The sequence below is a fragment of the Arthrobacter sp. B0316-1-20 genome (genome assembly GCF_059091865.1).
Genome location: NZ_JBNHHC010000011.1, coordinates 21,389 through 41,592, shown reverse-complemented (window position 1 = coordinate 41,592; position 20,204 = coordinate 21,389). Strand labels below are relative to the sequence as shown.

General features: G+C 66.9%; 21 protein-coding genes. 14 read left to right on the top strand and 7 right to left on the bottom strand.

Annotation, left to right across the window (positions count from 1 at the left end; all coding sequences use genetic code 11):
* Positions 1-43: 43 nt before the first annotated feature.
* The 3 genes from AC5RW2_RS18770 to AC5RW2_RS18760 form a co-directional block, all read right to left on the bottom strand.
* Positions 44-1,447, bottom strand: coding sequence for a peptide MFS transporter (locus AC5RW2_RS18770; protein ID WP_493963801.1), 1,404 nt, complete (start codon positions 1,445-1,447; stop codon positions 44-46).
* A 195-nt stretch (positions 1,448-1,642) separates the two neighbouring features.
* Positions 1,643-3,025 (bottom strand): amidase, encoded by a 1,383-nt coding sequence (locus AC5RW2_RS18765; protein WP_493951785.1) that lies wholly within the window; start codon positions 3,023-3,025, stop codon positions 1,643-1,645.
* Between the two features lie 73 nt (positions 3,026-3,098).
* A complete protein-coding gene (locus tag AC5RW2_RS18760; protein ID WP_493963573.1) occupies positions 3,099-3,842 on the bottom strand; it encodes a Type 1 glutamine amidotransferase-like domain-containing protein in 744 nt (247 codons plus the stop codon).
* Positions 3,843-3,972: 130 nt separating this feature from the next.
* Between AC5RW2_RS18760 and AC5RW2_RS18755 the strand changes: the two genes are divergently transcribed.
* The 3 genes from AC5RW2_RS18755 (at position 3,973) to AC5RW2_RS18745 (ending at position 5,637) form a co-directional block, all read left to right on the top strand.
* Complete coding sequence (locus tag AC5RW2_RS18755) at positions 3,973-4,299, top strand: rhodanese-like domain-containing protein (RefSeq protein ID WP_493940158.1); 327 nt, start codon at positions 3,973-3,975, stop codon at positions 4,297-4,299.
* A complete protein-coding gene (pheA, locus tag AC5RW2_RS18750) occupies positions 4,299-5,225 on the top strand; it encodes a prephenate dehydratase (RefSeq protein WP_493951787.1) in 927 nt (308 codons plus the stop codon). Before AC5RW2_RS18755 ends, pheA begins: the two co-directional genes overlap by 1 nt.
* A gap of 82 nt (positions 5,226-5,307) precedes the next feature.
* A complete protein-coding gene (locus AC5RW2_RS18745) occupies positions 5,308-5,637 on the top strand; it encodes a hypothetical protein (RefSeq protein WP_493951788.1) in 330 nt (109 codons plus the stop codon).
* A 42-nt stretch (positions 5,638-5,679) separates the two neighbouring features.
* Here AC5RW2_RS18745 and AC5RW2_RS18740 read toward each other — a convergent pair whose 3' ends face one another.
* Positions 5,680-6,765 carry a diacylglycerol/lipid kinase family protein gene (locus tag AC5RW2_RS18740; RefSeq protein ID WP_493963572.1) on the bottom strand — a complete coding sequence of 362 codons (1,086 nt, stop codon included), beginning with the start codon at positions 6,763-6,765 and terminating at the stop codon, positions 5,680-5,682.
* A 107-nt stretch (positions 6,766-6,872) separates the two neighbouring features.
* Here AC5RW2_RS18740 and serS point away from each other — a divergent pair, with 107 nt between their 5' ends.
* Both serS and AC5RW2_RS18730 read left to right on the top strand, forming a co-directional pair.
* A complete protein-coding gene (gene serS / locus AC5RW2_RS18735) occupies positions 6,873-8,162 on the top strand; it encodes a serine--tRNA ligase (protein WP_493963571.1) in 1,290 nt (429 codons plus the stop codon).
* A 128-nt stretch (positions 8,163-8,290) separates the two neighbouring features.
* Positions 8,291-9,196, top strand: a complete 906-nt coding sequence (locus AC5RW2_RS18730; RefSeq protein ID WP_493951791.1) for an HAD family hydrolase — start codon at positions 8,291-8,293, stop codon at positions 9,194-9,196.
* Between the two features lie 66 nt (positions 9,197-9,262).
* Here the strand turns inward: AC5RW2_RS18730 and AC5RW2_RS18725 are convergent, their stop codons facing one another.
* From AC5RW2_RS18725 to AC5RW2_RS18715, 3 genes are all read right to left on the bottom strand, one after another.
* The gene (locus AC5RW2_RS18725; RefSeq protein WP_493963570.1) at positions 9,263-9,688 is read right to left on the bottom strand and encodes a DUF1761 domain-containing protein; all 426 of its coding nucleotides are present in this window, start codon (positions 9,686-9,688) and stop codon (positions 9,263-9,265) included.
* Positions 9,689-9,781: 93 nt separating this feature from the next.
* A complete protein-coding gene (locus AC5RW2_RS18720) occupies positions 9,782-10,408 on the bottom strand; it encodes a hypothetical protein (RefSeq protein WP_493963569.1) in 627 nt (208 codons plus the stop codon).
* A gap of 128 nt (positions 10,409-10,536) precedes the next feature.
* Positions 10,537-11,061 carry an inorganic diphosphatase gene (locus tag AC5RW2_RS18715; RefSeq protein ID WP_493963568.1) on the bottom strand — a complete coding sequence of 175 codons (525 nt, stop codon included), beginning with the start codon at positions 11,059-11,061 and terminating at the stop codon, positions 10,537-10,539.
* 162 nt (positions 11,062-11,223) lie between these two features.
* Here AC5RW2_RS18715 and dacB point away from each other — a divergent pair, with 162 nt between their 5' ends.
* The 9 genes from dacB to folK all read left to right on the top strand — a co-directional run bounded on the left by dacB (position 11,224) and on the right by folK (position 20,187).
* The gene (gene dacB / locus AC5RW2_RS18710; protein WP_493963567.1) at positions 11,224-12,636 is read left to right on the top strand and encodes a D-alanyl-D-alanine carboxypeptidase/D-alanyl-D-alanine endopeptidase; all 1,413 of its coding nucleotides are present in this window, start codon (positions 11,224-11,226) and stop codon (positions 12,634-12,636) included.
* A 57-nt stretch (positions 12,637-12,693) separates the two neighbouring features.
* Complete coding sequence (locus AC5RW2_RS18705; RefSeq protein ID WP_493963566.1) at positions 12,694-13,866, top strand: zinc-dependent metalloprotease; 1,173 nt, start codon at positions 12,694-12,696, stop codon at positions 13,864-13,866.
* A complete protein-coding gene (gene tilS / locus AC5RW2_RS18700) occupies positions 13,863-14,975 on the top strand; it encodes a tRNA lysidine(34) synthetase TilS (RefSeq protein ID WP_493963565.1) in 1,113 nt (370 codons plus the stop codon). The genes AC5RW2_RS18705 and tilS overlap by 4 nt, the downstream gene beginning before the upstream one ends.
* 15 nt (positions 14,976-14,990) lie before the next feature.
* On the top strand, positions 14,991-15,542 hold the full coding sequence (hpt, locus tag AC5RW2_RS18695; RefSeq protein WP_136785597.1) for a hypoxanthine phosphoribosyltransferase: 552 nt from the start codon (positions 14,991-14,993) through the stop codon (positions 15,540-15,542).
* Positions 15,543-15,699: 157 nt separating this feature from the next.
* Positions 15,700-17,739: an ATP-dependent zinc metalloprotease FtsH gene (gene ftsH / locus AC5RW2_RS18690; RefSeq protein WP_493951798.1), complete on the top strand. Its 2,040-nt coding sequence runs from the start codon at positions 15,700-15,702 to the stop codon at positions 17,737-17,739.
* Positions 17,740-17,749: 10 nt separating this feature from the next.
* Positions 17,750-18,358 (top strand): GTP cyclohydrolase I FolE, encoded by a 609-nt coding sequence (gene folE, locus AC5RW2_RS18685; RefSeq protein ID WP_493951799.1) that lies wholly within the window; start codon positions 17,750-17,752, stop codon positions 18,356-18,358.
* Between the two features lie 26 nt (positions 18,359-18,384).
* Complete coding sequence (gene folP / locus AC5RW2_RS18680) at positions 18,385-19,290, top strand: dihydropteroate synthase (RefSeq protein WP_493951800.1); 906 nt, start codon at positions 18,385-18,387, stop codon at positions 19,288-19,290.
* 7 nt (positions 19,291-19,297) lie between these two features.
* Positions 19,298-19,681: a dihydroneopterin aldolase gene (folB, locus tag AC5RW2_RS18675; RefSeq protein ID WP_493951801.1), complete on the top strand. Its 384-nt coding sequence runs from the start codon at positions 19,298-19,300 to the stop codon at positions 19,679-19,681.
* Positions 19,678-20,187, top strand: coding sequence for a 2-amino-4-hydroxy-6-hydroxymethyldihydropteridine diphosphokinase (folK, locus tag AC5RW2_RS18670; protein ID WP_493951802.1), 510 nt, complete (start codon positions 19,678-19,680; stop codon positions 20,185-20,187). Before folB ends, folK begins: the two co-directional genes overlap by 4 nt.
* Positions 20,188-20,204 lie beyond the last annotated feature (17 nt).

The window sequence follows — 20,204 nt, the reverse complement described above, 5'->3', positions numbered from 1 at the left end:
CCAATCCTCACCCGGGCATCGCCGTCGTGGTGATGATCCGGTGTTAGCGGATGCCACCCATCAGCTTCTTCAGCGATGGCACGGCCGCGGCCAGGCCGATACCCAGGATGATCGCCACCACGCCGATGAAGCCGAAGTACGGGGCCTCATTCGTCGGGTCGTAGTAGCCGGCCAGGATGCCGGCCAGTGTGGTGCCCAGCGAGATGGAAAGCAGGAACAGCGCCACCATCTGGGTCTGGAAGGCCTTCGGGGCGAGCTTGGTGGAGACCGAGGACCCGGTGGGGGAGAGGAACAGTTCCGCCATGGTGAACAGGAACAGGATGCCAACCATCGCCAGCAGCGGGGTGGAGTTGGCGCCGCCGCCGGCCAGCGGAATGAAGGCCAGGAACGCCAGGCCCATGACCACCAGGCCCAGGGCGAACTTCATCGGCGAGCTGGGCTGCTTGGGGCCGAGCTTGGTCCACACGGCGGCGAAGATGCCGGCGAAGATGATGATGAACACCGGGTTGATGGACTGCACCCAGCTGGCCGGCATTTCCCAGCCGCCCAGCGAGCGGTCCAGCTGCTTGTCCGCATACAGCGCCACCACGGTGAACTGCTGCTGGAACAGCGCCCAGAACGCGGCGGACGCGATGAACAGCGGGATGAAGGCGTACACCCGCTTGCGCTCCACGCCGTCCACCCGCTTGCTGGAAAGGATCACCACGAAGTACACGACGGCGGCAATGATCGCCAGCCAGGCCATGATCGGGGCAAGGTTCTCAGCGGTGACCAAGCCGAAGGCCACCAGCAGCACCATAACGACGACGGCGGCCACGGCCACGGCAACGACCTTGCCGTAGTTGCTGCGCGGCAGCGGATTGGCCACGTGGTGCGAGGCCTCGGGGAGGTTCTTGCGAGTCAGCGCGTACTGGGTCAGGCCGATCGCCATGCCCAGCGCGGCCAGGCCGAAGCCGTAGTGGAAGCCAAGCTGCACCTGGGCCAGGCCGGTGAGCAGCGGGCCGAACAGGCCGCCGATGTTCACGCCCATGTAGAAAATGGAGAAACCGGCATCGCGGCGGTCGTCCTTCAGGCTGTACAGCGAACCGACCAGCGAGCTGGCGGTGGCCTTCAGCCCGCCGGAGCCGATGGCCACCAGGATCAGGCCGACGGCCAAGCCGACGCCGCCCGGAAGCACGGCCAGCGCGATGTGCCCCAGCATCACCATGATGCCGGTGTAGAAGAGGACCTTTTCGGAACCCAGAATGCGGTCGGCTACCCACGCGCCCAGGATGGAGGAGAGGTAGACGCCGCCGCCGTAGGCGCCCACCAGGCCGGTGGCGATGCCTTCGTCGATGCCCAGGCCGCCCTCGGCGACCGAGTAGTACATGTAGTAGAGCAGGATGCCCTGCATGCCGTAGAAGGAGAAACGCTCCCAGAGTTCTACGGAGAAAAGATTGGCCAGCATCCGTGGATGCCCGAAGAAGGTTTTGCCGGTTTGGCTGGACTTAATTGCTTGTTCCGGCTGCGGATTCCCGGACTGCACGGTATTGCTCACGGTGTTCAATTCTGACATTTAGCGACACGCGTTGTCATATCCTTGCCCCTCGGGGGCGCGGGTGCTACAGCATTTCCGCAGGTCAGCGCAGGGTTCTGCGGCGAGTCAGCGCACGTTCTCCAGCTGGGCGGCAACGGCCAGCAACGCGGCCTCGGAGCCCGGCCGGCCAATCAGCTGGACCCCCATGGACAAGCCCTCCTCGGTGGTGCTGACCGGCACCGCAACGGCGGGCAGGCCGCACACGTTGACCAGCGACGTGAAGGGCGAATACTGGCATTGGCGCATGTAGTCCACGTCCGCGCCGGCGGAGGTGTACCAGCCCACCGGCCGCGGCGTCTGGGCCAGCGCCGGAGTGAGCATCAGGTCGTAGCGGCCGAACTGCGCCCGGGTGTTCTCCTGGAAGCGTGCCAGCACGGACAAAGCTTCCGCCAGCACCTCGGGCTTGCGCTTCGCGGCCCGGCGCCGGAAGGCCCGGGTGAGCGGCATGAGCTGATGTTCGCGCCCGGCCTCCAGTTCCAGCCGGGCCAGGCCGGAGGTCCATACCGTGGCGAAGGCATCCGGGTAGCGGTTGTCGTAGCGGATCTCAGCGTCCGCCAGATCGTGACCCAGCCCCTGGAGCAACTCCATGGCCGTCTCAAGCGCCTGGCGCGCTTCCGGTTCCAGCCAGAGCGGGTAGGCGGACTCGAACGGCGAGTCGGTGCTCACGCCGATCCGGAAGCGGCCTTCGGCCCGGAGCGCGGCACCGAGGAAATCCGGTTCCCCGCCGGAGGCTGCCCGGGCCAGTGGTTCGTCGGCCATGGCATCCATGAGCAGGCCCGCGTCGGCTGCGGTGCGGGCCAAAGGGCCTGCCACCACCAGCTGGCCGGCATCGTCGCCGGTGGTGCCGGCGGGCAGCCGGCCGCGTCCAGGTTTGAGCCCCACCAGCCCGGTGGCGGCCGCGGGGATCCGCACCGAGCCGCCGCCATCCGAGCCCGGTGCGAACGGCAGCATGCCCGCGGCGACGGCGGCAGCGCTACCGCCGGAGGAGCCGCCCGGGCTCAGCGCAGGATCCAGCGGGTTGCGGGCCGGAGGCGCCACGCGGTTCTCGCTGTAGGAGGTCAGGCCGAACTCCGGTACCTGGGTCTTGCCCAGGGTGATGCTGCCGGCGGATTCGAGGACATCGACCAGCGGGTGGTTTGCCAGCGCCGGCCGGTGATCCAGTGCGGCGCTGCCGTGCGTGGTTGGAAGACCGACCACATCGCTGAGGTCCTTGTACGCCAGCGGGAGCCCGTGCAGCCGGCCCAGTGTTCCGCCGCGGGCCTGGTGGTCGTCCGCGGCACGCGCCTGCTTGAGCGCCTGGTCGGCACAGACCGTAATGAAGGCGCCGAGCCGCGGATTCAGGGCATCGATCCGGCGCAGGTAATGGTCGGTCAGTTCCCGCGCCGACACCTCGCCGCGGGCCACGGCGTCGCGCTGGGCAACGGCCGTCAAGTCGTGCAATGCAGTCATCGCCCGTAAGCGTAGCCCCGCGCCGCGGTCCGGGCCAATCCTGTTATGGCGTGCTGTGTGCAACCCGGCCGGTTCAGCCGAGGAAACGGGCGTCGATCGGTTCCTCCACCGCGATGGCTTCCGGCCCGTCGCCGGCCTGGGCGGTCACCCGGTAGGCCAGTTTGCCTTCGGTCTCGCTGACTGCCTCCGTCAATTCGATGCCGTGGTAGACCAGTCCCACGCCGTCGTCGGTGCAATGGGTTTCGCCCAGGATCCCGTCTGCCACCAGCCGGTGCACCAGCGGCCGGCGTTGTGGCTCGGAGTCGTAGTGGACGCCGTTGTCATAGGGCAGCAACGCCAGACCGTTGGTGACCGGCCGCAGGTCCGGGCCGAAGGAGTCGGTGGTACCGCCGCGGAACCAGCAGATGGAGCCTGCGGAGACGCCTGCCAGAACCACGCCGGCGTGCCACACCCGCTGGAAGATGGAATCCAGTCCGTGGACCCGCCACACGGCCAGCAGATTGGCCACTGAACCGCCGCCCACCCACACCACGTCCTGGCCGAGCAGGTGCTCCTCGATGTCGGGCACGTTCGGCATGGTGAACAGGTTGAGGTGGCTCAGGTTGTAGCCGGCCGTCCGGGCCGCCTCGTCCAGTTCGGCCTGGAACCAGCGCTGGTCGCCACCTGCCGTGCCCACGTGCGTCAACCGCGGCGCCCGCCCGGTTGCCCCTGACAGGTCGACGGCGTGGTGCACCAGATGGTTGAACGCCATCCGGCTGCGGACCCCGGCTTTGATTCCGCCGGACGTGGCCAGGATGGTCGGCTGGTCGGCGGCCATGGATACCCCTGTCTCATTAAGGTGCAGCGGACGATCCCACTATAGGCTTGTGATGCGGCCGAATTGCCGGGGCGCGTGCTAAAGAAATCATCAGCGGCGGCAGTGGCTGCCGCGCATTGCGGAGGTTGCCATGAGCGATGTCGAGAACGTGGACGTCAACAGTGTAGGCGGCGACGCCACCATTCTGGACGTGCGCGAGGACTATGAATGGGAAGCCGGGCACATCGCCGGCGCGGTGCACATCCCGCTCAACGAGTTACCCCTTCGGCTGGAGGAGCTGGACCCGGATGTGGACCTGCATGTGGTGTGCCGCAGCGGCGGCCGCTCCTTCCGGGCCACGGAGTGGCTGAACGGTAACGGATATTCAGCGGTGAACATCCACGGCGGCATGGGTGCCTGGCTGGATGCGGGCAAGCCCATCGTGTCGGAGAACGGGCAGGAGCCCCGGGTCCAGTAATGACCAGCGTCTATACCTTCCTGGGGCCGGAGGGCACTTTCACCGAAGCTGCCCTCCTCCAGGTCCCCGGGGCCGAAGACGTGCGCCGGATTCCGGCAGCCAATGTCGAAGCCGCCCTGGATGCGGTCCGCTCGGGCGAAGCCGGCGCAGCGATGGTTCCGATCGAAAATTCGGTCGAGGGCGGAGTCAGCGCCACGCTGGACGCGATAGCCGGCGGTGAGCCGCTCCAGATCATCGGCGAACAGTTGGTGCCCATCCGGTTTGTGTTGGCCGTCCGTCCCGGGACGGAGCGCCACGCGATCTCCGTAGTCTCAACCCATCCGCATGCCTGGGCCCAGTGCCGAACGTGGTGCAGCGCAAACATTCCGCAAGCGGAATATCTCCCTGCGTCCTCGACAGCGGCGGCGGGAGTGGGGCTGCTGGACCCGGGCGCCGGCCATCAGGCCGCGATCTGCTCGCCGCTGGTGGCCCGGCAGCGAGGCCTGCAGGTGCTTGCCGATGACATCGGCGACATTCCCGACGCCGTCACCCGTTTCATACTGGTCAGTCGGCCGGGCGCCCTCCCGGTGCCGACCGGAGCGGACAAAACCACCCTGGTGGTTCCGCTGCCGCAGGACCATCCGGGGGCGCTGGTCGCGATCCTGGAACAGCTATCCAGCCGGGGCGTGAACCTGAGCCGGATCGAGTCGCGGCCAACCGGACAGTTTCTGGGCGACTATTTTTTCAGTCTGGACGCGGAAGGGCATCTGGCCGAGGAGCGCGTGGCCGACGCGGTGCGCGGGTTGCACCGGCTTAGTCCAGGCCTGAGGTTTCTTGGCTCCTATCCGCGGGCCGACCGCCGCGGCCTCACGGTCCCGCGCAGCAACCAGGACGAAGCGTTCCTAAAGGCCGATGGCTGGGTCAGGAAACTGCTGCAGGCCCGCTGATCGCCGGCGGCGGGCTATCCGCCGGGTTGTTATGGTCAGTATGCTGAGGAAAACCGGCCTCGGGATCAAAGATCGGAGCAGCATGACACAGCAGAACGATAGGGACCAGTACCACGACGGCGAGCCGACACCGGAGGAGGCGCTGACCCAGACCTCCAGCGAAAGCCGCGTGGGGGACATCGGAGACCAAGGAAACGACCTGCGCTTCGCCGAGGAGCAGCAGTTGATCAATCAGCAGGCAGCCGGTGAATTCCCGATTCCGGCCGAGGAAGACCTGCAGCAGCCGGACGCGGACCTCCCGGCGTTGGAAGCCGACGAACAGGCGATCGACATTCCGGGCGAGGAGCTGCACGACACCGACCAGGGTGACGCCAGTGACGATCCGCTCAACGCCGGCGGAGACGACACCTAAACTCCCTGCCATCACCCGGCACCGGCAGCGGCTGCCCCCGTCCTACGTTGCGGAGCGGGCGCTGTCGGCTGCCGGGACCGACTCAGTGCGCACGGCCAATGACCGCGGCCTGACCTCAACGGTCAGCGACGTGACCGGCCCCGAGTGGTCGCCGTCGAGCTGGGTGCCCATCTGCTCGTGCGCGGTGATCCGAACCGTGCGGCCGCGATGGTATTCGATCACCGGAATCGGTGCGCTGTGTCGCACCAGGGTCTTGGCGGCAATCCAGAGCCAGCCGACCACGCTGCGCGGGCTGAGCACCACGATGTCCAGTTCGCCGTCGTCGATTTCCGCGGTGGGTATGAAATCGATCCCCGCCGGCAATCTCCCGCAGTTGGCCAGCAGGATGCTGCGTACCCTGCGCGGTTGGGCCGGGCCACCGTCGATGCTGACCATGACCCGCTTGCGGCGCCCGGCAAGGTGGCGGACACCGGCCTCGGAGTAGGCCACCCAGCCGAACCGGCGTTTGAGGTCGTCCCGGGTGTCGGCCAGCACATCGGCATCCACCCCGATGCCGGCGATCACCAGGAAACTGTCCCGGACGCGGGCTCCGGTGGCCTCGTTCTCCAGCGTGATGTCCGCAGTATCGATCACGCGGATGACACCGTGCAGCGCGACGTTGATATTGGCCTGCAGGGCACCAGGCTCAAGGCCCAGGTTCCGTGCCAGCAGGTTGCCAGTGCCAAGCGGCAGCACTCCCATCGGCACCTGGGTGCCGGACAATTCCGAGGCAACCACTCGGATGGTGCCGTCCCCGCCGCCGGCAATGACGACGTCGGCGCCCTCCTCCAGAGCGCGCCTGGCCTGGCCATGGCCCGGGTCGTCCAGAGTGGTTTCCAAGACCAGCGGAGGACTCCAGCCGACCGCTGCGCAGGCAGCTTCCACCTGGACGCGGGCCTCGGCCGCGCCGTTCTTCACCGGGTTCAGGATGAACACCACGCGCTGGTCGGGCAAGGCAGGGGGCGGCACCGGATCGACGGGCGCTGCCTCCGTGCGGCGCCGCGAGGTCCGGCGGACACCCCGCCACATCGCCACCAAGGCGGCAGCCGCTGCGGCTACGGTGAGGGCGAGTGTCCATTCGGCAGGCATGGTGCTCCTAGGATATCCAGCGCCGGCTCGAAGCAGCCTGCGGGACAGTTGCCGGTGCCGGGCGCCGCAGATCGAGGGCGCAACGTCTTTTTCGGTACCCTTAGCAAGTGATCGATGTAAACGAACTTCGCGCCAACCCAGAGATCTTCCGTGCCTCGCAGCGCGCCCGGGGCGCCGACGAGTCCGTCGTCGATGCCGTCATCGCCGCCGACGTGGCTCGCCGTGAAGCGATCAACCGGTATGAGGGACTGCGCGCCGAACAGAATGTCTTCGGCAAGAAGGTGGCGCAGGCCAAGGGCGAGGAAAAGGCTGCACTGCTGGCGCAGGTCAAGGAGTTGGCGGCATCGGTCAAGGAGGCGCAGGCGGCATCGGATGCCGCCCACAACCAGCAGGAGTCGCTGCTGCGCAGCATCCCCAACCTGATCGAGGAAGGTGTTCCCGCCGGCGGCGAGGACGACTTCAACGTGGTCAAGACTGTGGGCAAGCCCCGTGATTTCGGACCGGACGGCTTCGAGCCCAGGGACCATCTGGCCATCGGCGAATTGATCGGCGCCATCGACATGGAGCGCGGGGCCAAGGTCTCCGGCTCGCGCTTCTACTTCCTCAAGGGGGTGGGCGCCCGGCTGGAGATCGCGCTGATGAACATGGCGCTGGACCAGGCGGTGTCCAATGGCTTCATCCCGATGATCACCCCCACGCTGGTCCGCCCGGAAACGATGCAGGGCACCGGCTTTGATGTGGAGCACGACGACGAGATCTACCGCCTCGAGCGCGACAACCTGTACCTGACGGGTACTTCGGAGGTGGCGTTGGCGGGCTACCACGCGGACGAGATCCTTGACCTCTCCGCCGGCCCGACCCGCTATGCCGGATGGAGCTCCTGCTACCGCCGGGAGGCCGGTGCCGCCGGCAAGGACACCCGGGGCATCATTCGGGTGCACCAGTTCAACAAGCTGGAAATGTTCATCTACTGCCCGGTCGAGGAAGCCGCCGACGAGCACGCACGGCTGCTGGCCTGGGAAGAGGAAATGCTGGCGAAGGTGGAACTGCCCTACCGGGTGATCGATACCGCCGCCGGAGATCTCGGCATGAGCGCGGCCCGCAAGTTCGACTGCGAAGCCTGGGTGCCCACCCAGCAGGCCTACCGGGAATTGACCTCCACCTCCAACTGCACCACCTTCCAGGCCCGCCGGCTGAACATCCGCGAACGCCAGGTCTCGGCAGAGGGGGAGCGGAAGGGCACCCGGGCGGTCGCCACGCTGAACGGAACCCTGGCCACCACGCGCTGGATCGTGGCCATCTTGGAACACCACCAGAACGCCGATGGCTCAGTGAACGTGCCGGCCGCCCTGCAGCCCTATCTGGGCGGCATGGAGGTGCTGCCGGTCCTCGGCTGAAACCCGCTCCCGGAGCCTGTCTCCGGGCCTCTGCTGCGCGTTGCAGTCTCCCATCCGTTCACCTGCCTGTCATTCGCCGGTAGAAAACTCCCTACCGGTCCGTAGCTATCTCATGCTTCACTATATGGATGACAACTACAGCTGATAAGGCTCACGCTGGCATCGACGACCAGCGGATAGCAGCAGAAAACAAGACAGATCAGTCCAGCGCGGCCAGGCGGGACAATTTCGTCGAGAACGGGGCCCGCAAGCTGGTGGCCTTGGACGTGGATGGCACCTTGGTCAACCACGACGGCCACATGAGCGATGCGGTGCGCGAAGCGGCCCGCGCCGTCGTCGACGCCGGCCACGAAGTGGTCGTCTCCACCGGGCGGTCGCTGAATGCAACGCTGCCGATCATCGAGCTGATCGGCCTGACCAAGGGGTACGCGGTCTGCTCGAACGGCGGCGTCACACTGCGGATCGACACCTCGCTGGACAACGGCTACGAGGTGGAGGACCGGGTGACGTTCAACCCCGGCCCCGCGCTGCGGGTGATGCGGTCGAAACTGCCCACCGCCAAGTTCGCGCTGGAAGACGAGGAAGGCAACTTCCTGGCCACCGAACGCTTCCAGGACGCCAGCTTTGGCATCGAAGCCAAGGGCGTGGACTTCGAAACACTGCTGGAATCCACCGCCGTGCGCGTCGTGGTATCCAGCGCCGAGAACACTCCGGAAGAGTTCAAGGCAGCCATCGACACCGCCGGGCTCAAGGGAGTGACTTACTCAGTCGGCTGGACGGCCTGGTTGGACATCGCGGCCAACGGTGTGACCAAGGCCAGTGCCCTGGAGTCGCTGCGCCGGAAGCTGGACATCGAGCCGTCGCACACCGTCGCGATGGGCGACGGGCGCAACGACATTGAAATGTTGGACTGGGCAGCCCGCGGTGTGGCCATGGGACAGGCGCCCGAAGAGGTCATCGCCGTCGCCCACGAAGTCACCGGCACGGTGGAAGAAGACGGCGCCGCGCGCATCCTGCGCAGCCTGCTGGACTAAACCATCCAGGCCAGCCCGAGCCCCGGCTGCCGCCGCGCCCGGGGCTCGCTGGTTCTCACCGGCAGGTCAGGCTGCGCTGATCCCGAAGAGGCCGATAATCAGGGCCATGACGAGGAACGTGACCAGTTCGTGCACGATGTTCAGCACGGTGAGCCCGACCGGCCGTCCCTCGAAGGCGTCATGGGTGACGAACCGGGCTGCGGTAAAGCCGGCCCAGAGAATCACGGCGGTCAGCACGGTGTTCCAGAGGAAGTTGCCGCCATAGAAGTCCTGCGCAATGGCAGCCGAGCCCGCCAGCACCCAGGCACTGATGAAGCTGACAATGACGGTGATGATGATCGGGCGCACGGCGTTCTTGCTTTCACCGGGACTCACCTTGGCGACCTTCATCCAGTAGTTGCCGAAGACCTTCGGCGTGTACCAGATGAACCCGACGATCATGGTCGAAATGGTGGCCACGATGACCGCCCAGACGTTGATTTCAGGGACCATTTGTGCACTCCTTTGTTCCACGCCACTGACGGGAAGTCGGCGGCATCCTCCCACGGAGTCTAAACGCAGCAGATCTGTTGCAGTGCACGCCCGTCAGTAGGGCAGCGCGGCTGCCGGCAGCGAGCGGGGCCCGTAGACCAGGTCCAGCAGCCGCGCTGCTGCCGGACGGCAGGCCCATTCCTCCACCCAGTGCGACCGGACCACCGCCTTGCTCACGGCCTGGCTGGTAATGCCCAACTCCTCGGCAATGAACTTTTGCTGGCCACGCGCCCCCGGCGTCATCAGGTCCAGGACTTTCCACTCCGCGTCGGTTCGGGTGGCGACGATCTGGCCGAGCAGCCGCAGCACGGCTTCTGTTTCGGCTGCGACGTCCGAGTCGGGGCCGGCGACGGCCAGCGGGACGCGTTCGCCGGTTTTCTGCGCGCGGTTCACGGCGCGGCGCGCGTAGACCAGCCCGTACCCTTCGGCGTCCTTCATCTCCGACGGAAGCGGCAGCCGCAGTTCACCTACGCCTAGTCCCACATGCCAGCGCCGGCTGCGCAGCGCGATCAGCGCCGCGTCGATTGCCGTCGATGCTTCCTCGACCGCCCCGATGGCCTCGTCGCCGACGGAGCGCTGGAAGGGGATGGCCGCCGGCAGGTGGCGCAGCGACTTGATCAGCTCGGGCACCAGGTCGCCCACCTCGCGGGAGTCGCGCTGGTTGATGGTGAGCACATACATGGCACCAGTATTGCCTCCACCACGTCGGGAACAACCGATTTCGGTTGGTGGCGTGTCCGCTGCGCACCAGCTGGGCAGCAACGGCAGGCGGCCCGGACCTGCAAGGCCCGGACCGCCGTCGTTGTCAGCTAGACGTCGCGGCCCTGCGGCTCGTCGTCGGCCGAGTCCTCGCCCTGCGCGGCATAGCGCTTGATCGAGGCTTCCAGCTCGGCTTCGGCAGCGGCGCGGTCGGCCCAGCCCTCGGCCTTGACCCACTTGCCCGGCTCCAGGTCCTTGTAGCGGGTGAAGAAATGCTCGATCTCCTTGACCAGGAACTCCGGGACATCGGAGAGCTCCTGGATGTGGTCGAAGCGCTTGTCGGCCGGAACGCACAGCACCTTGGCGTCGCCGCCGCCGTCGTCGGTCATGTTGAAGACGGCGATGGGGCGGGACTCAACCAGCACACCCGGCAGCAGGTCAAAGTCCTGCAGCATGACCATGGCGTCCAGGGGATCGCCGTCTTCGCCCAGCGTGTCCTCGAAGTAGCCGTAGTGGGTGGGGTACTGCATGGAGGTGAACAGCACCCGGTCCAGGCGGAGGCGGTGGGTTTCGTGGTCGATTTCGTACTTGACCCGGGATCCCTTGGGGATCTCGATGGTGACGTCATGCTGCATGGCTTCGCTCCTGGGGACGTTCAGACTTTTGGCTTCGGCGCCGCCGGTGCACAACCGTTGCCGCCGCCGACTACCCTTAACGATATCGGTCCTGCCTTCGCGCCCCGGCATCGGGGTTGAGCCGGGCGTCAAGCAACAATCACAATCCGCAGGAGGGGCAGCATGGGGCGTGGCTTCCGTGCGCTCACCTCAGGGCTGCTGGCCGTGGTGTTCGCCGCGCTGGCAGTGCCGGTTGGGTTCAATCTGGCGCAGGCCATCGAGTGGCCTCAGCCGGAGCCGGTGATCAGCACGCCGGCGGCGCAGTTGCCGCCCACCGAACTGGATCCGCCGGCGGCCGGACCGAGCGGCACGGCGCCGCTGCCCGATCCGGCCCTGCTGAAGCCCGCGCTGGACAAGGCTTTGGCGTACGACGGCGCCGGCAGCTTTACCGGGACGGTCACCGATGCGACCAGCGGCGAGGTGCTGTACAACAAGGCCGCCGCCGACCCGGTGATTCCGGCGTCGAACTTGAAAACACTCACCGCCGTCGCCGCGCTGGAATCGCTTGGAGCGGACCGGCGGCTCACCACTGCGGTCAAGCGCGGCAGCAACCCGGGGGTGCTGTACCTGGTCGGCGGCGGCGACTCTTTGCTGGGAGCCGGGGAATCACGGCCCGGCGAAGTCTGGGGTGAAGCCGGGCTGGCAACGCTCGCCGCCCAGGCCGCCGGGAAATTAACCGCCAGTGGGTACACCGGAAAGCTGACCGTGGTGGTGGATGATTCGCTTTACTCCGGGCCGACCATCAGCGCCGCCTGGGATCCGGGCGACGTCCAGAACGGAGAAATCGCGCCGGTCTATCCGCTGGCACTGTACGCCGGACGCACCCAGGCCGACGGCGGCGGCGACCTGGTGGCCGATGCGGCCGGTTCGGCCGGGGCCGCTTTCCGGGATGCGCTGGCCCGCGCGGTAGCCGGCAAGGATCTGACCGTGGCGGCCAAGCTGGGTCGCGATGCGGCACCGGCGGACGGGACCGTGCTGGCAGAGGTGCAGTCCGCCCCCGTCGCCGACCAGGTGGCCTACATGATGCAGCACTCGGACAACTACGTCGCCGAGGTCCTGGCACGCAACACGGCCGTAGCAATGGGAAAGCCAGGCTCCTTCGGCGGCGGCACCGAGACCGTGCGGGAGGCGGCCGAACGGCTGGGCATTCCGGTGGAGGGCATGGTGCTGGCCGATGCCAGCGGGCTCTCGATGAAGAACCGGGTCAGCCCCGCCCAGCTGGCCGCGGCGGTTTCCTTGATCGCCACTGCCCAGGATGCGGACCTGCGGGCAGGAATCGGTTCGCTGCCGATCGCCGGCCTCTCCGGCACCCTGTCCGGACGGTATCTGGACGCCAACAAAGGCGGCGCCGGCCTGGTCCGCGCCAAGACCGGCACACTGAACTCGGTCACATCGCTCAGCGGCTACGTGGCCAGCAGGGACGGACGGCTCCTGGTTTTCGCCTTTGTGGCCAATGGGCTGAACGGATCGATCGACGCCGCCCGCACGGCCGCCGACCGGGCCGCCAGCGTGCTGGCCGGCTGCGGTTGCCGCTGACCGGGCACCGATCCGGGAAAGGGCCGGTAGTGACCGGCTTGGCGGTGATGTGATCTGATGGGACGCATGGACAGCAGCACACCCGCCCCCAGTGAAACCGGCGCCTCCTCTGGCCCGCCCCCACGTCTGGTCAACTGGGAACTGGCCGCCTCCACCGCAGCAAAACTGACCCCTGCCGGCCCAAAGATGAAGGGCACGGAAATCCGCGGCGCAGTGGAAGAGTTGCGGCGGCTTGCCGAGGAATCGGTGGACCACGTGCACCGCATCACCGGCCTGGATGCCGCCCGCGACCTCCGCGATTCCGAGGTGCTGATTATCGACCGCGCGGCCTGGTCAAAGGCCAACGCCCGCAGCTTCGAAGTCATGCTGGCCCCGGCCCTCACCGCGCTCGCCGAGAAGCGCCCGGACCAGCTCAAGAGCGCCACCACGGCCGTTGGCAGCGCGGTCACCGGCACCCAGATGGGCGCCATCCTCTCCTTCTTGTCCAGCAAGGTGCTGGGCCAGTACGACCCGTTCTGCTCGCTGCTGCCCGGCGGCCCCGCGGCCGGCCGGTTGATGCTGGTGGCGCCGAACATCGTGACGGTGGAACGCGAACTGAATGTGGTGCCGTCCGACTTCAGGATGTGGGTGTGCCTGCACGAGCAGACGCACCGGGTGCAGTTCGCTGCGGCGCCTTGGCTGCGCGACCACATGATGGAGCAGATCGGCGAACTCTCGTCGTCACTGGTGGAAAAAGCGGACACCTTGGGCGACCGGCTGCAGCAGGCCGTCAAGGCCGCCGTTGCCGCAACCAGGGACAGCGGCAAGGACGACGGCGCAGGGCCGGGTTCTTCGCTCAAGGGTTCCATCCTGGAACTGATCCAGGGCCCGGAGGAGAAGGCGGTGTTCTCGCACCTGACGGCCGTGATGAGCCTGCTGGAGGGCCACGCCAACGTGGTGATGGACGCGGTGGACTCCTCGATTGTTCCGTCCGTGAAGACCATCCGCCAGCGATTCAACGCCCGCGGCCAGAGCCGCAGCGCGCTGGAGAACTGGATCCGCAGGCTGATGGGGCTGGACGCCAAGGCACGGCAATACTCCGACGGTGCCAAGTTCGTCCGTGCCGTGACCCGGCAAATCGGCATGGAAGGCTTTAACGCGGTGTGGGAGCGCCCGGAAAACCTGCCCACCGAAGAAGAGATCCACCATCCCGACCTGTGGATCAGCCGCATGGACCTCAGCCGCGCATGAGCGGTGTGGCAGCGGACCGGCGCAAGCCCCGGCTCCACCCGCGGGTGGGGGCCGTCCGGCACCAGCTGCGCCAGGCATTGGAAGAGTTTGGGCCGGCGCCTGCCACCGCGGACTCCGTCGACGCCCCGCTGTTGCTGGTGGCCTGCAGCGGCGGGCCGGATTCGCTGGCCTTGGCCATCACCGCGGAATTCTTCAACCGGCCCGCGCGCAACGGCGTCCGTCCCTACCGGGTGGGAGCCGTCGTCGTCGACCATGGATTGCAGGCTGGCAGTGCCGAGGTGGCCGAGGGGGCACGGCTGCAGCTGGAATCGCTGGGCCTGGCGCCGGTGCAGGTGCGCCGCGTGAGCGTGGAATCCGCCGGGATGGGGCCGGAGGCCGCGGCGCGGACGGCACGCTACGCAGCCCTGGATGCTGCGGCGGCGGAACTCGGGGCGGCGGCAGTACTGCTGGGGCACACCCTGGACGACCAGGCCGAACAGGTGCTGCTGGGCCTCGGGCGCGGTTCCGGCACCCGCTCACTGGCCGGCATGCCGGTGAAGCGTGGCCAGTACCTGCGTCCGTTCCTGGCGCTGCGCCGGCGGGACACCGAAGAAGTCTGCGCCGTGGCCGGACTGCAGCCCTGGCACGACCCCAGCAACACGGATCCGCGCTTCATGCGCTCGCGGATCCGGACCCGGGTGATGCCGTTCCTGGAGGACGAAATGGGACCCGGCGTGGCGGAGGCACTGTGGCGTTCGGCCCAGATCCTGGCCGCGGACGCGGAATACCTGCAGACGCAGGCGGCCGAAGAATACCGCCGGGTGCGGCTGGTGACGCCGGACGGAGTGGAGTTGCAGCGGGACGGCATGGAACGGCTTCCGGCCGCCATGAAGCACCGCGTGATCGCCTTGGCGGCCGCCGAATTGGGTGGGGAGAATCCCAGCTACGAACGGCTGCAGGCGGCCGAAACGCTGCTCCGCCGCCAAGGTTCCGCCGGTCCCGTGCAGTTGGCCGGATTCGTCAGCGTCTACCGGCGGACTGCTGCCAATACGGTTCCCCAAGATGGCACCGGCTATGGCAATCTTGTGTTGAGAACAACTGGCCGCAGCCCCGGTCAGTCAGACCGCTAGACCCGGGAGCAAGTGGTGGATTCCAACGACGTCCAGGCAGACCTCAAGCACGTCCTCTACACCAAGGAGCAGATCCAGCAGCGCATTACCGAGCTGGCTGCCCAAATCGATAAGGATTATGAAGGACGCGATCTGCTGATCGTCGGCGTCCTCAAAGGCGCGGTGATGGTCATGGCAGACCTGGCGCGTGCCCTGCACAGCCACGTTAAGATGGACTGGATGGCTGTCTCCTCCTACGGCTCCGGCACCCAGTCCTCGGGCGTAGTGCGGATCTTGAAGGACCTGGAGACGGACCTGATGGGCAAGCATGTGCTCATCGTGGAGGACATCATAGACTCCGGCCTGACGCTGTCCTGGCTGAAGACCAACCTGATTTCCCGCGGTCCGGCCAGTGTGGAAATCTGCACACTGCTGCGCAAACCAGATGCAGCCAAGGTGGAGATCGACGTCAAGTACGTCGGCTACGAGATCCCCAACGAATTCGTCGTGGGCTACGGGCTGGACTACGCCGAGCGTTACCGCAACCTGGACTTCATCGGCACGCTGGCGCCGCACATTTACGAATAACCGCTGCGCCGTCTTCCGAACACCACGCTACGCCGAGAGGGAACTAATCGGCTCCGCCGAGCGTGAATGAAGACGGACGGTGTATAGCTGTAGTAGCCCACCGGGCTGCCATCACGCGCGGACAAGCAGGAGGGACGGGCGCAAGCCCCCAAGTCGCATGAAATTGAAGAACCTTTTCAAGGGACCAATCATCTGGATTGTCCTGGTCTTGGTCATCCTCCTGATCGCCGTACCCAACCTGGCCGGGCCGCAGTCATCGCGGGTCGATACCAGCGTGGGACTTTCGCTGCTGCAGGACAAGAAGGCGGAACAAGCCCGGATTAACGACGGCGCGCAAAGCGTCGACCTGACGCTGCGGGACGATCTGGTCATCGACGGCGCCAACAAGGGCAAATCGGTCACCTTCTTCTACAGCCGCGACCGCGGACCGGACATCGTGGACGCGATCAACGCCTCCGGCGTGGACAACTTCACCGACCAGCCGGTGGAGAACAACTGGTTCATGAGCTTCATCAGCCTGATCCTGCCCATCCTGATCATCGGCCTGATCTTCTGGTTCCTGCTCTCGCGCATGCAGGGCGGCGGCTCCAAGGTCATGCAGTTCGGCAAGTCCAAGGCCAAGCTGATCTCCAAGGACATGCCCCAGGTGACCTTTGCCGACGTCGCCGGCGCGGACGAGGCGGTGGAGGAACTGCACGAGATCAAGGAGTTCCTCTCCGAACCGGCCAAATTCCAGGCCGTGGGGGCCAAGATCCCCAAGGGCGTGCTGCTCTACGGTCCTCCCGGTACCGGCAAGACCCTGCTGGCCCGCGCCGTGGCCGGCGAGGCCGGCGCACCGTTCTTCTCCATCTCCGGTTCGGACTTTGTGGAGATGTTCGTGGGCGTCGGTGCCTCCCGTGTCCGTGACTTGTTTGAGCAGGCCAAGGCCAACGCGCCGGCCATCATCTTCGTGGACGAGATCGACGCCGTGGGCCGGCACCGCGGCGCAGGCGTGGGCGGCGGCAACGACGAACGCGAGCAGACGCTGAACCAGTTGCTGGTGGAGATGGACGGCTTCGACGTCAAGACAAACGTCATCCTGATTGCCGCCACCAACCGTCCCGACGTGCTGGACCCGGCGCTGCTGCGCCCGGGCCGCTTCGACCGGCAGATCTCCGTGGAGGCCCCGGACCTGGAAGGCCGCCACCAGATCCTGCAGGTGCACGCGGCCGGCAAGCCGATGGCCCCCGGCGTGGACCTGCGGTCGCTGGCCAAGCGTGCGCCCGGATTCACCGGCGCCGACCTGGCCAACGTGCTCAACGAAGCAGCGCTGCTGACCGCTCGCTCCAACGCCCAGCTGATCGACGACCGGGCACTGGACGAAGCCATCGACCGGGTGATGGCCGGCCCGCAGAAGCGCTCGCGCGTGATGAAGGAGCACGAGCGCAAGATCACCGCGTACCACGAAGGCGGCCACGCGCTGGTCGCGGCCGCGCTGCGCTACTCCGCCCCGGTCACCAAGGTCACCATCCTGCCCCGCGGCCGGGCCCTGGGCTACACCATGGTGGTGCCGGAGGATGACAAGTACTCCGTCACCCGCAACGAGCTGCTGGACCAGTTGGCTTATGCCATGGGCGGCCGGGTGGCCGAGGAGATCGTCTTCCACGATCCGTCCACCGGCGCCTCGAACGACATTGAGAAGGCCACCGGCACCGCGCGGCAGATGGTCACGCAGTACGGCATGAGCGAACGCGTGGGTGCCGTGAAGCTGGGCCAAGGCGGCGGCGAGCCGTTCCTGGGACGTGACATGTCGCATGAACGCAACTACTCCGACCACGTGGCGTTCGTGGTGGACGAGGAAGTTCGCCGGCTGATCGACGACGCCCACGACGAGGCCTACGCGATCCTGACCGAGAACCGCGACGTGCTGGACCGGCTGGCCCTGGCCTTGCTGGAGCGCGAAACGCTGAACCAGCGCGAGATCGCCGAAATTTTCCATGATCTGCGTCGCCGCGACCTGCGCGACGTGTGGCTGTCCAAGGAGACCCGGCCGGTCCACGACATCCCGCCGGTTGTCTCGCGGCGGGAGCGTGAAGCTGCCGCCAACGGCCAGCAGGAAGAAGAAAGCCATGCGGCGGTGATCGTGGACCCGAATCCGGCCGGCGGAGACCTGCCGGAGGACGACGGCCGCGGCGGCGTTTTGGGCACCAGCGGCTAGGATCGCATACGTGACCGAATACGATGACGTCGTTGCGGAGCTGGAGTTTGACCCGCAGATCGACCTGCCCCGGATCGAGAAGGCGGTGCGTGAGATCCTGATCGCCGTTGGCGAAGATCCGGACCGCGAAGGCCTGCAGGAAACCCCCCAGCGGGTTGCCCGTTCGTACGCGGAGGTGTTTGCCGGATTACACCAGGATCCGGCCGAGATCCTCGGCACCACGTTCGACATCAACCACGAGGAAATGGTGCTGGTCAAGGACATTCCGTTCTACTCGACCTGCGAGCACCATTTGGTGCCCTTTCACGGCACCGCGCATATTGGCTACATCCCGTCGCATGAAGGTAAAGTGACCGGGCTGAGCAAGCTGGCGCGTCTGGTGGAGATTTACGCGCGCCGCCCGCAGGTGCAGGAACGGCTCACCACGCAGATCGTGGAGGCGCTGGTCAAGTACTTGGAACCCAAGGGTGCGATCGTCGTCGTCGAATGCGAGCACATGTGCATGTCCATGCGCGGGGTGCGCAAGCCGGGGGCCAAGACGGTCACCTCGGCCGTGCGCGGCCAGTTGCGCGAGCAGGCCACCCGGGCCGAGGCCATGAGCCTGATTATTGGACGATAGCGAAGAGATAGAGACGGTAGAACTAGATGGATTCACTCGCCGCAGTCCCCGGAACCGGGCCCGCAACCTCGCCCCTGCCCGTGCTGCGCAAGGCACGCCAACCAAAGAAGTTTGCGGACCTGCCCACCGACCGTGCCATCGTCATGGCCATTTTGAACGTGACGCCGGATTCGTTCAGCGACGGCGGTGAGCACGCCAACAGGGAAGCGGCGATCGCCTACGGGTTGAAGCTGCTGTACGGCGGTGCCGACATCATCGACGTGGGCGGGGAATCCACCCGCCCGAACGCTGATTCGATCACCCCGGCCGAAGAGCAGCAGCGCATCCTGCCGGTCATCGAGGCGCTGGCCAAGGCCGGTGCCCTGATCAGCGTGGACACCATGCACGTGGAGACCGCCGCGAAGGCGCTGGATGCCGGCGCAGCCATAGTCAACGATGTGTCCGGCATGACCTTCGACCCTGACATGCCAGCCCTGGTGGCGGAGCGGAAGGTCCCCTACATCCTGATGCACCGGCGCGGCGACGCCCGCCATGCGGATCCGAAGGCGGACTACCAGGACGTGGTGGCCGAGGTCCTCGCGGAACTGACGGACCTGCGCGACAAGTTCGTTGCCGCCGGCGTGGCGCCGGAGCAGATCATCCTCGATCCGGGCCTGGGCTTCTCCAAAAACGCTGAACATAACTGGGAACTGCTCCGCGCCACCGGGCAGTTCGCCCAGCTGGGACACAAACTGCTGATCGGTGCTTCACGCAAGCGGTTCCTCGGGTCGTTGCTGACTTCTGCGGGCAAGGCTGCCGCGCCCAAGGAACGCGACGAGGCAACGCTGGCGGTCTCCGCACTGGCCGCGGCCAACGGCGCCTGGGGCGTGCGTGTGCACGACGCCGGTGCCACCCTTGACGCTGTCAAGGTCGCCGCCGCCTGGGCCAAGTAGGGCGGCCATGGCGGCGGGACAGCCGGCGCGCCCGGACATCATCAAGCTCACCGGCATTTCCGCCGTGGGCTACCACGGCGTGCTGGAACAAGAGCGGCATGACGGGCAGCGGTTCATCGTGGACGTGGCCTTGCACACGGACATCCGGCCAGCGGCAGCCGGCGACGACCTGACGAAGACCGCCAACTACGCCGAGCTCGCGGACCAGGTGGAAGCAATCATCACCGGCGAGGCGCTGCAGCTGATCGAAACCCTGGCCGAACGGATTGCGGACCACGTGCTGCGCACCTTCTCCGTGGCGGCCGTGGAGGTCACCGTCCACAAACCCCAGGCGCCCATCCAGGTACAGTTCTCCGACGTCACGGTCAGCATCTACCGGGAGCAGCCATGAGCGTGCGCGCTGTCCTGGCGCTGGGCAGCAACCTCGGCGAACGCAGCGACACGCTCTCGCACGCGGTGGCGGACCTGGTGGACACCCCCCATGTGCGGCTGCGTGAAGTATCAGCGGTGGTTCAGACCAAGCCGGTGGGCGGTCCCGAGGATCAGCCGGATTACCTGAACATGGTGCTGGAAGTGGAGACCGACTTGGATCCGCACCAGCTGTTGGCCCATTGCCAGGCAGTGGAGAACAAGCACCACCGCACGCGCGAAGTGCGCTGGGGCCCGCGGACACTGGACGTGGACATCATCACCTACGGCGACCTGACCCTGGACGACGAAGACCTGACCATCCCGCATCCGAGGGCACACGAACGCGCCTTCGTTCTGGCACCCTGGGCGTGGATGGACTCGAACGCCACGCTCAACGGCGTACCGGTAGGCGAACTGGCGAAGGCGGCCGGGGACTTGGACGGCGTAGAGCCTTACGAAGCCGAACCGTTCGAAGCTGGTCAGTAGTGTCCGGCGGAGTGGGG

Excerpts from the sequence above, each read along its gene's own strand:
- AC5RW2_RS18770 (WP_493963801.1), bottom strand. The coding sequence starts at position 1,447 with ATGCTGGCCAATCTTTTCTCCGTAGAACTCTGGGAGCGTTTCTCCTTC.
- AC5RW2_RS18765 (WP_493951785.1), bottom strand. The coding sequence starts at position 3,025 with ATGACTGCATTGCACGACTTGACGGCCGTTGCCCAGCGCGACGCCGTG.
- AC5RW2_RS18760 (WP_493963573.1), bottom strand. The coding sequence starts at position 3,842 with ATGGCCGCCGACCAGCCGACCATCCTGGCCACGTCCGGCGGAATCAAA.
- AC5RW2_RS18755 (WP_493940158.1), top strand. The coding sequence starts at position 3,973 with ATGAGCGATGTCGAGAACGTGGACGTCAACAGTGTAGGCGGCGACGCC.
- pheA (WP_493951787.1), top strand. The coding sequence starts at position 4,299 with ATGACCAGCGTCTATACCTTCCTGGGGCCGGAGGGCACTTTCACCGAA.
- AC5RW2_RS18745 (WP_493951788.1), top strand. The coding sequence starts at position 5,308 with ATGACACAGCAGAACGATAGGGACCAGTACCACGACGGCGAGCCGACA.
- AC5RW2_RS18740 (WP_493963572.1), bottom strand. The coding sequence starts at position 6,765 with ATGCCTGCCGAATGGACACTCGCCCTCACCGTAGCCGCAGCGGCTGCC.
- AC5RW2_RS18730 (WP_493951791.1), top strand. The coding sequence starts at position 8,291 with ATGACAACTACAGCTGATAAGGCTCACGCTGGCATCGACGACCAGCGG.
- AC5RW2_RS18725 (WP_493963570.1), bottom strand. The coding sequence starts at position 9,688 with ATGGTCCCTGAAATCAACGTCTGGGCGGTCATCGTGGCCACCATTTCG.
- AC5RW2_RS18720 (WP_493963569.1), bottom strand. The coding sequence starts at position 10,408 with ATGTATGTGCTCACCATCAACCAGCGCGACTCCCGCGAGGTGGGCGAC.
- AC5RW2_RS18715 (WP_493963568.1), bottom strand. The coding sequence starts at position 11,061 with ATGCAGCATGACGTCACCATCGAGATCCCCAAGGGATCCCGGGTCAAG.
- dacB (WP_493963567.1), top strand. The coding sequence starts at position 11,224 with ATGGGGCGTGGCTTCCGTGCGCTCACCTCAGGGCTGCTGGCCGTGGTG.
- AC5RW2_RS18705 (WP_493963566.1), top strand. The coding sequence starts at position 12,694 with ATGGGACGCATGGACAGCAGCACACCCGCCCCCAGTGAAACCGGCGCC.
- tilS (WP_493963565.1), top strand. The coding sequence starts at position 13,863 with ATGAGCGGTGTGGCAGCGGACCGGCGCAAGCCCCGGCTCCACCCGCGG.
- ftsH (WP_493951798.1), top strand. The coding sequence starts at position 15,700 with ATGAAATTGAAGAACCTTTTCAAGGGACCAATCATCTGGATTGTCCTG.
- folP (WP_493951800.1), top strand. The coding sequence starts at position 18,385 with ATGGATTCACTCGCCGCAGTCCCCGGAACCGGGCCCGCAACCTCGCCC.
- folB (WP_493951801.1), top strand. The coding sequence starts at position 19,298 with ATGGCGGCGGGACAGCCGGCGCGCCCGGACATCATCAAGCTCACCGGC.
- folK (WP_493951802.1), top strand. The coding sequence starts at position 19,678 with ATGAGCGTGCGCGCTGTCCTGGCGCTGGGCAGCAACCTCGGCGAACGC.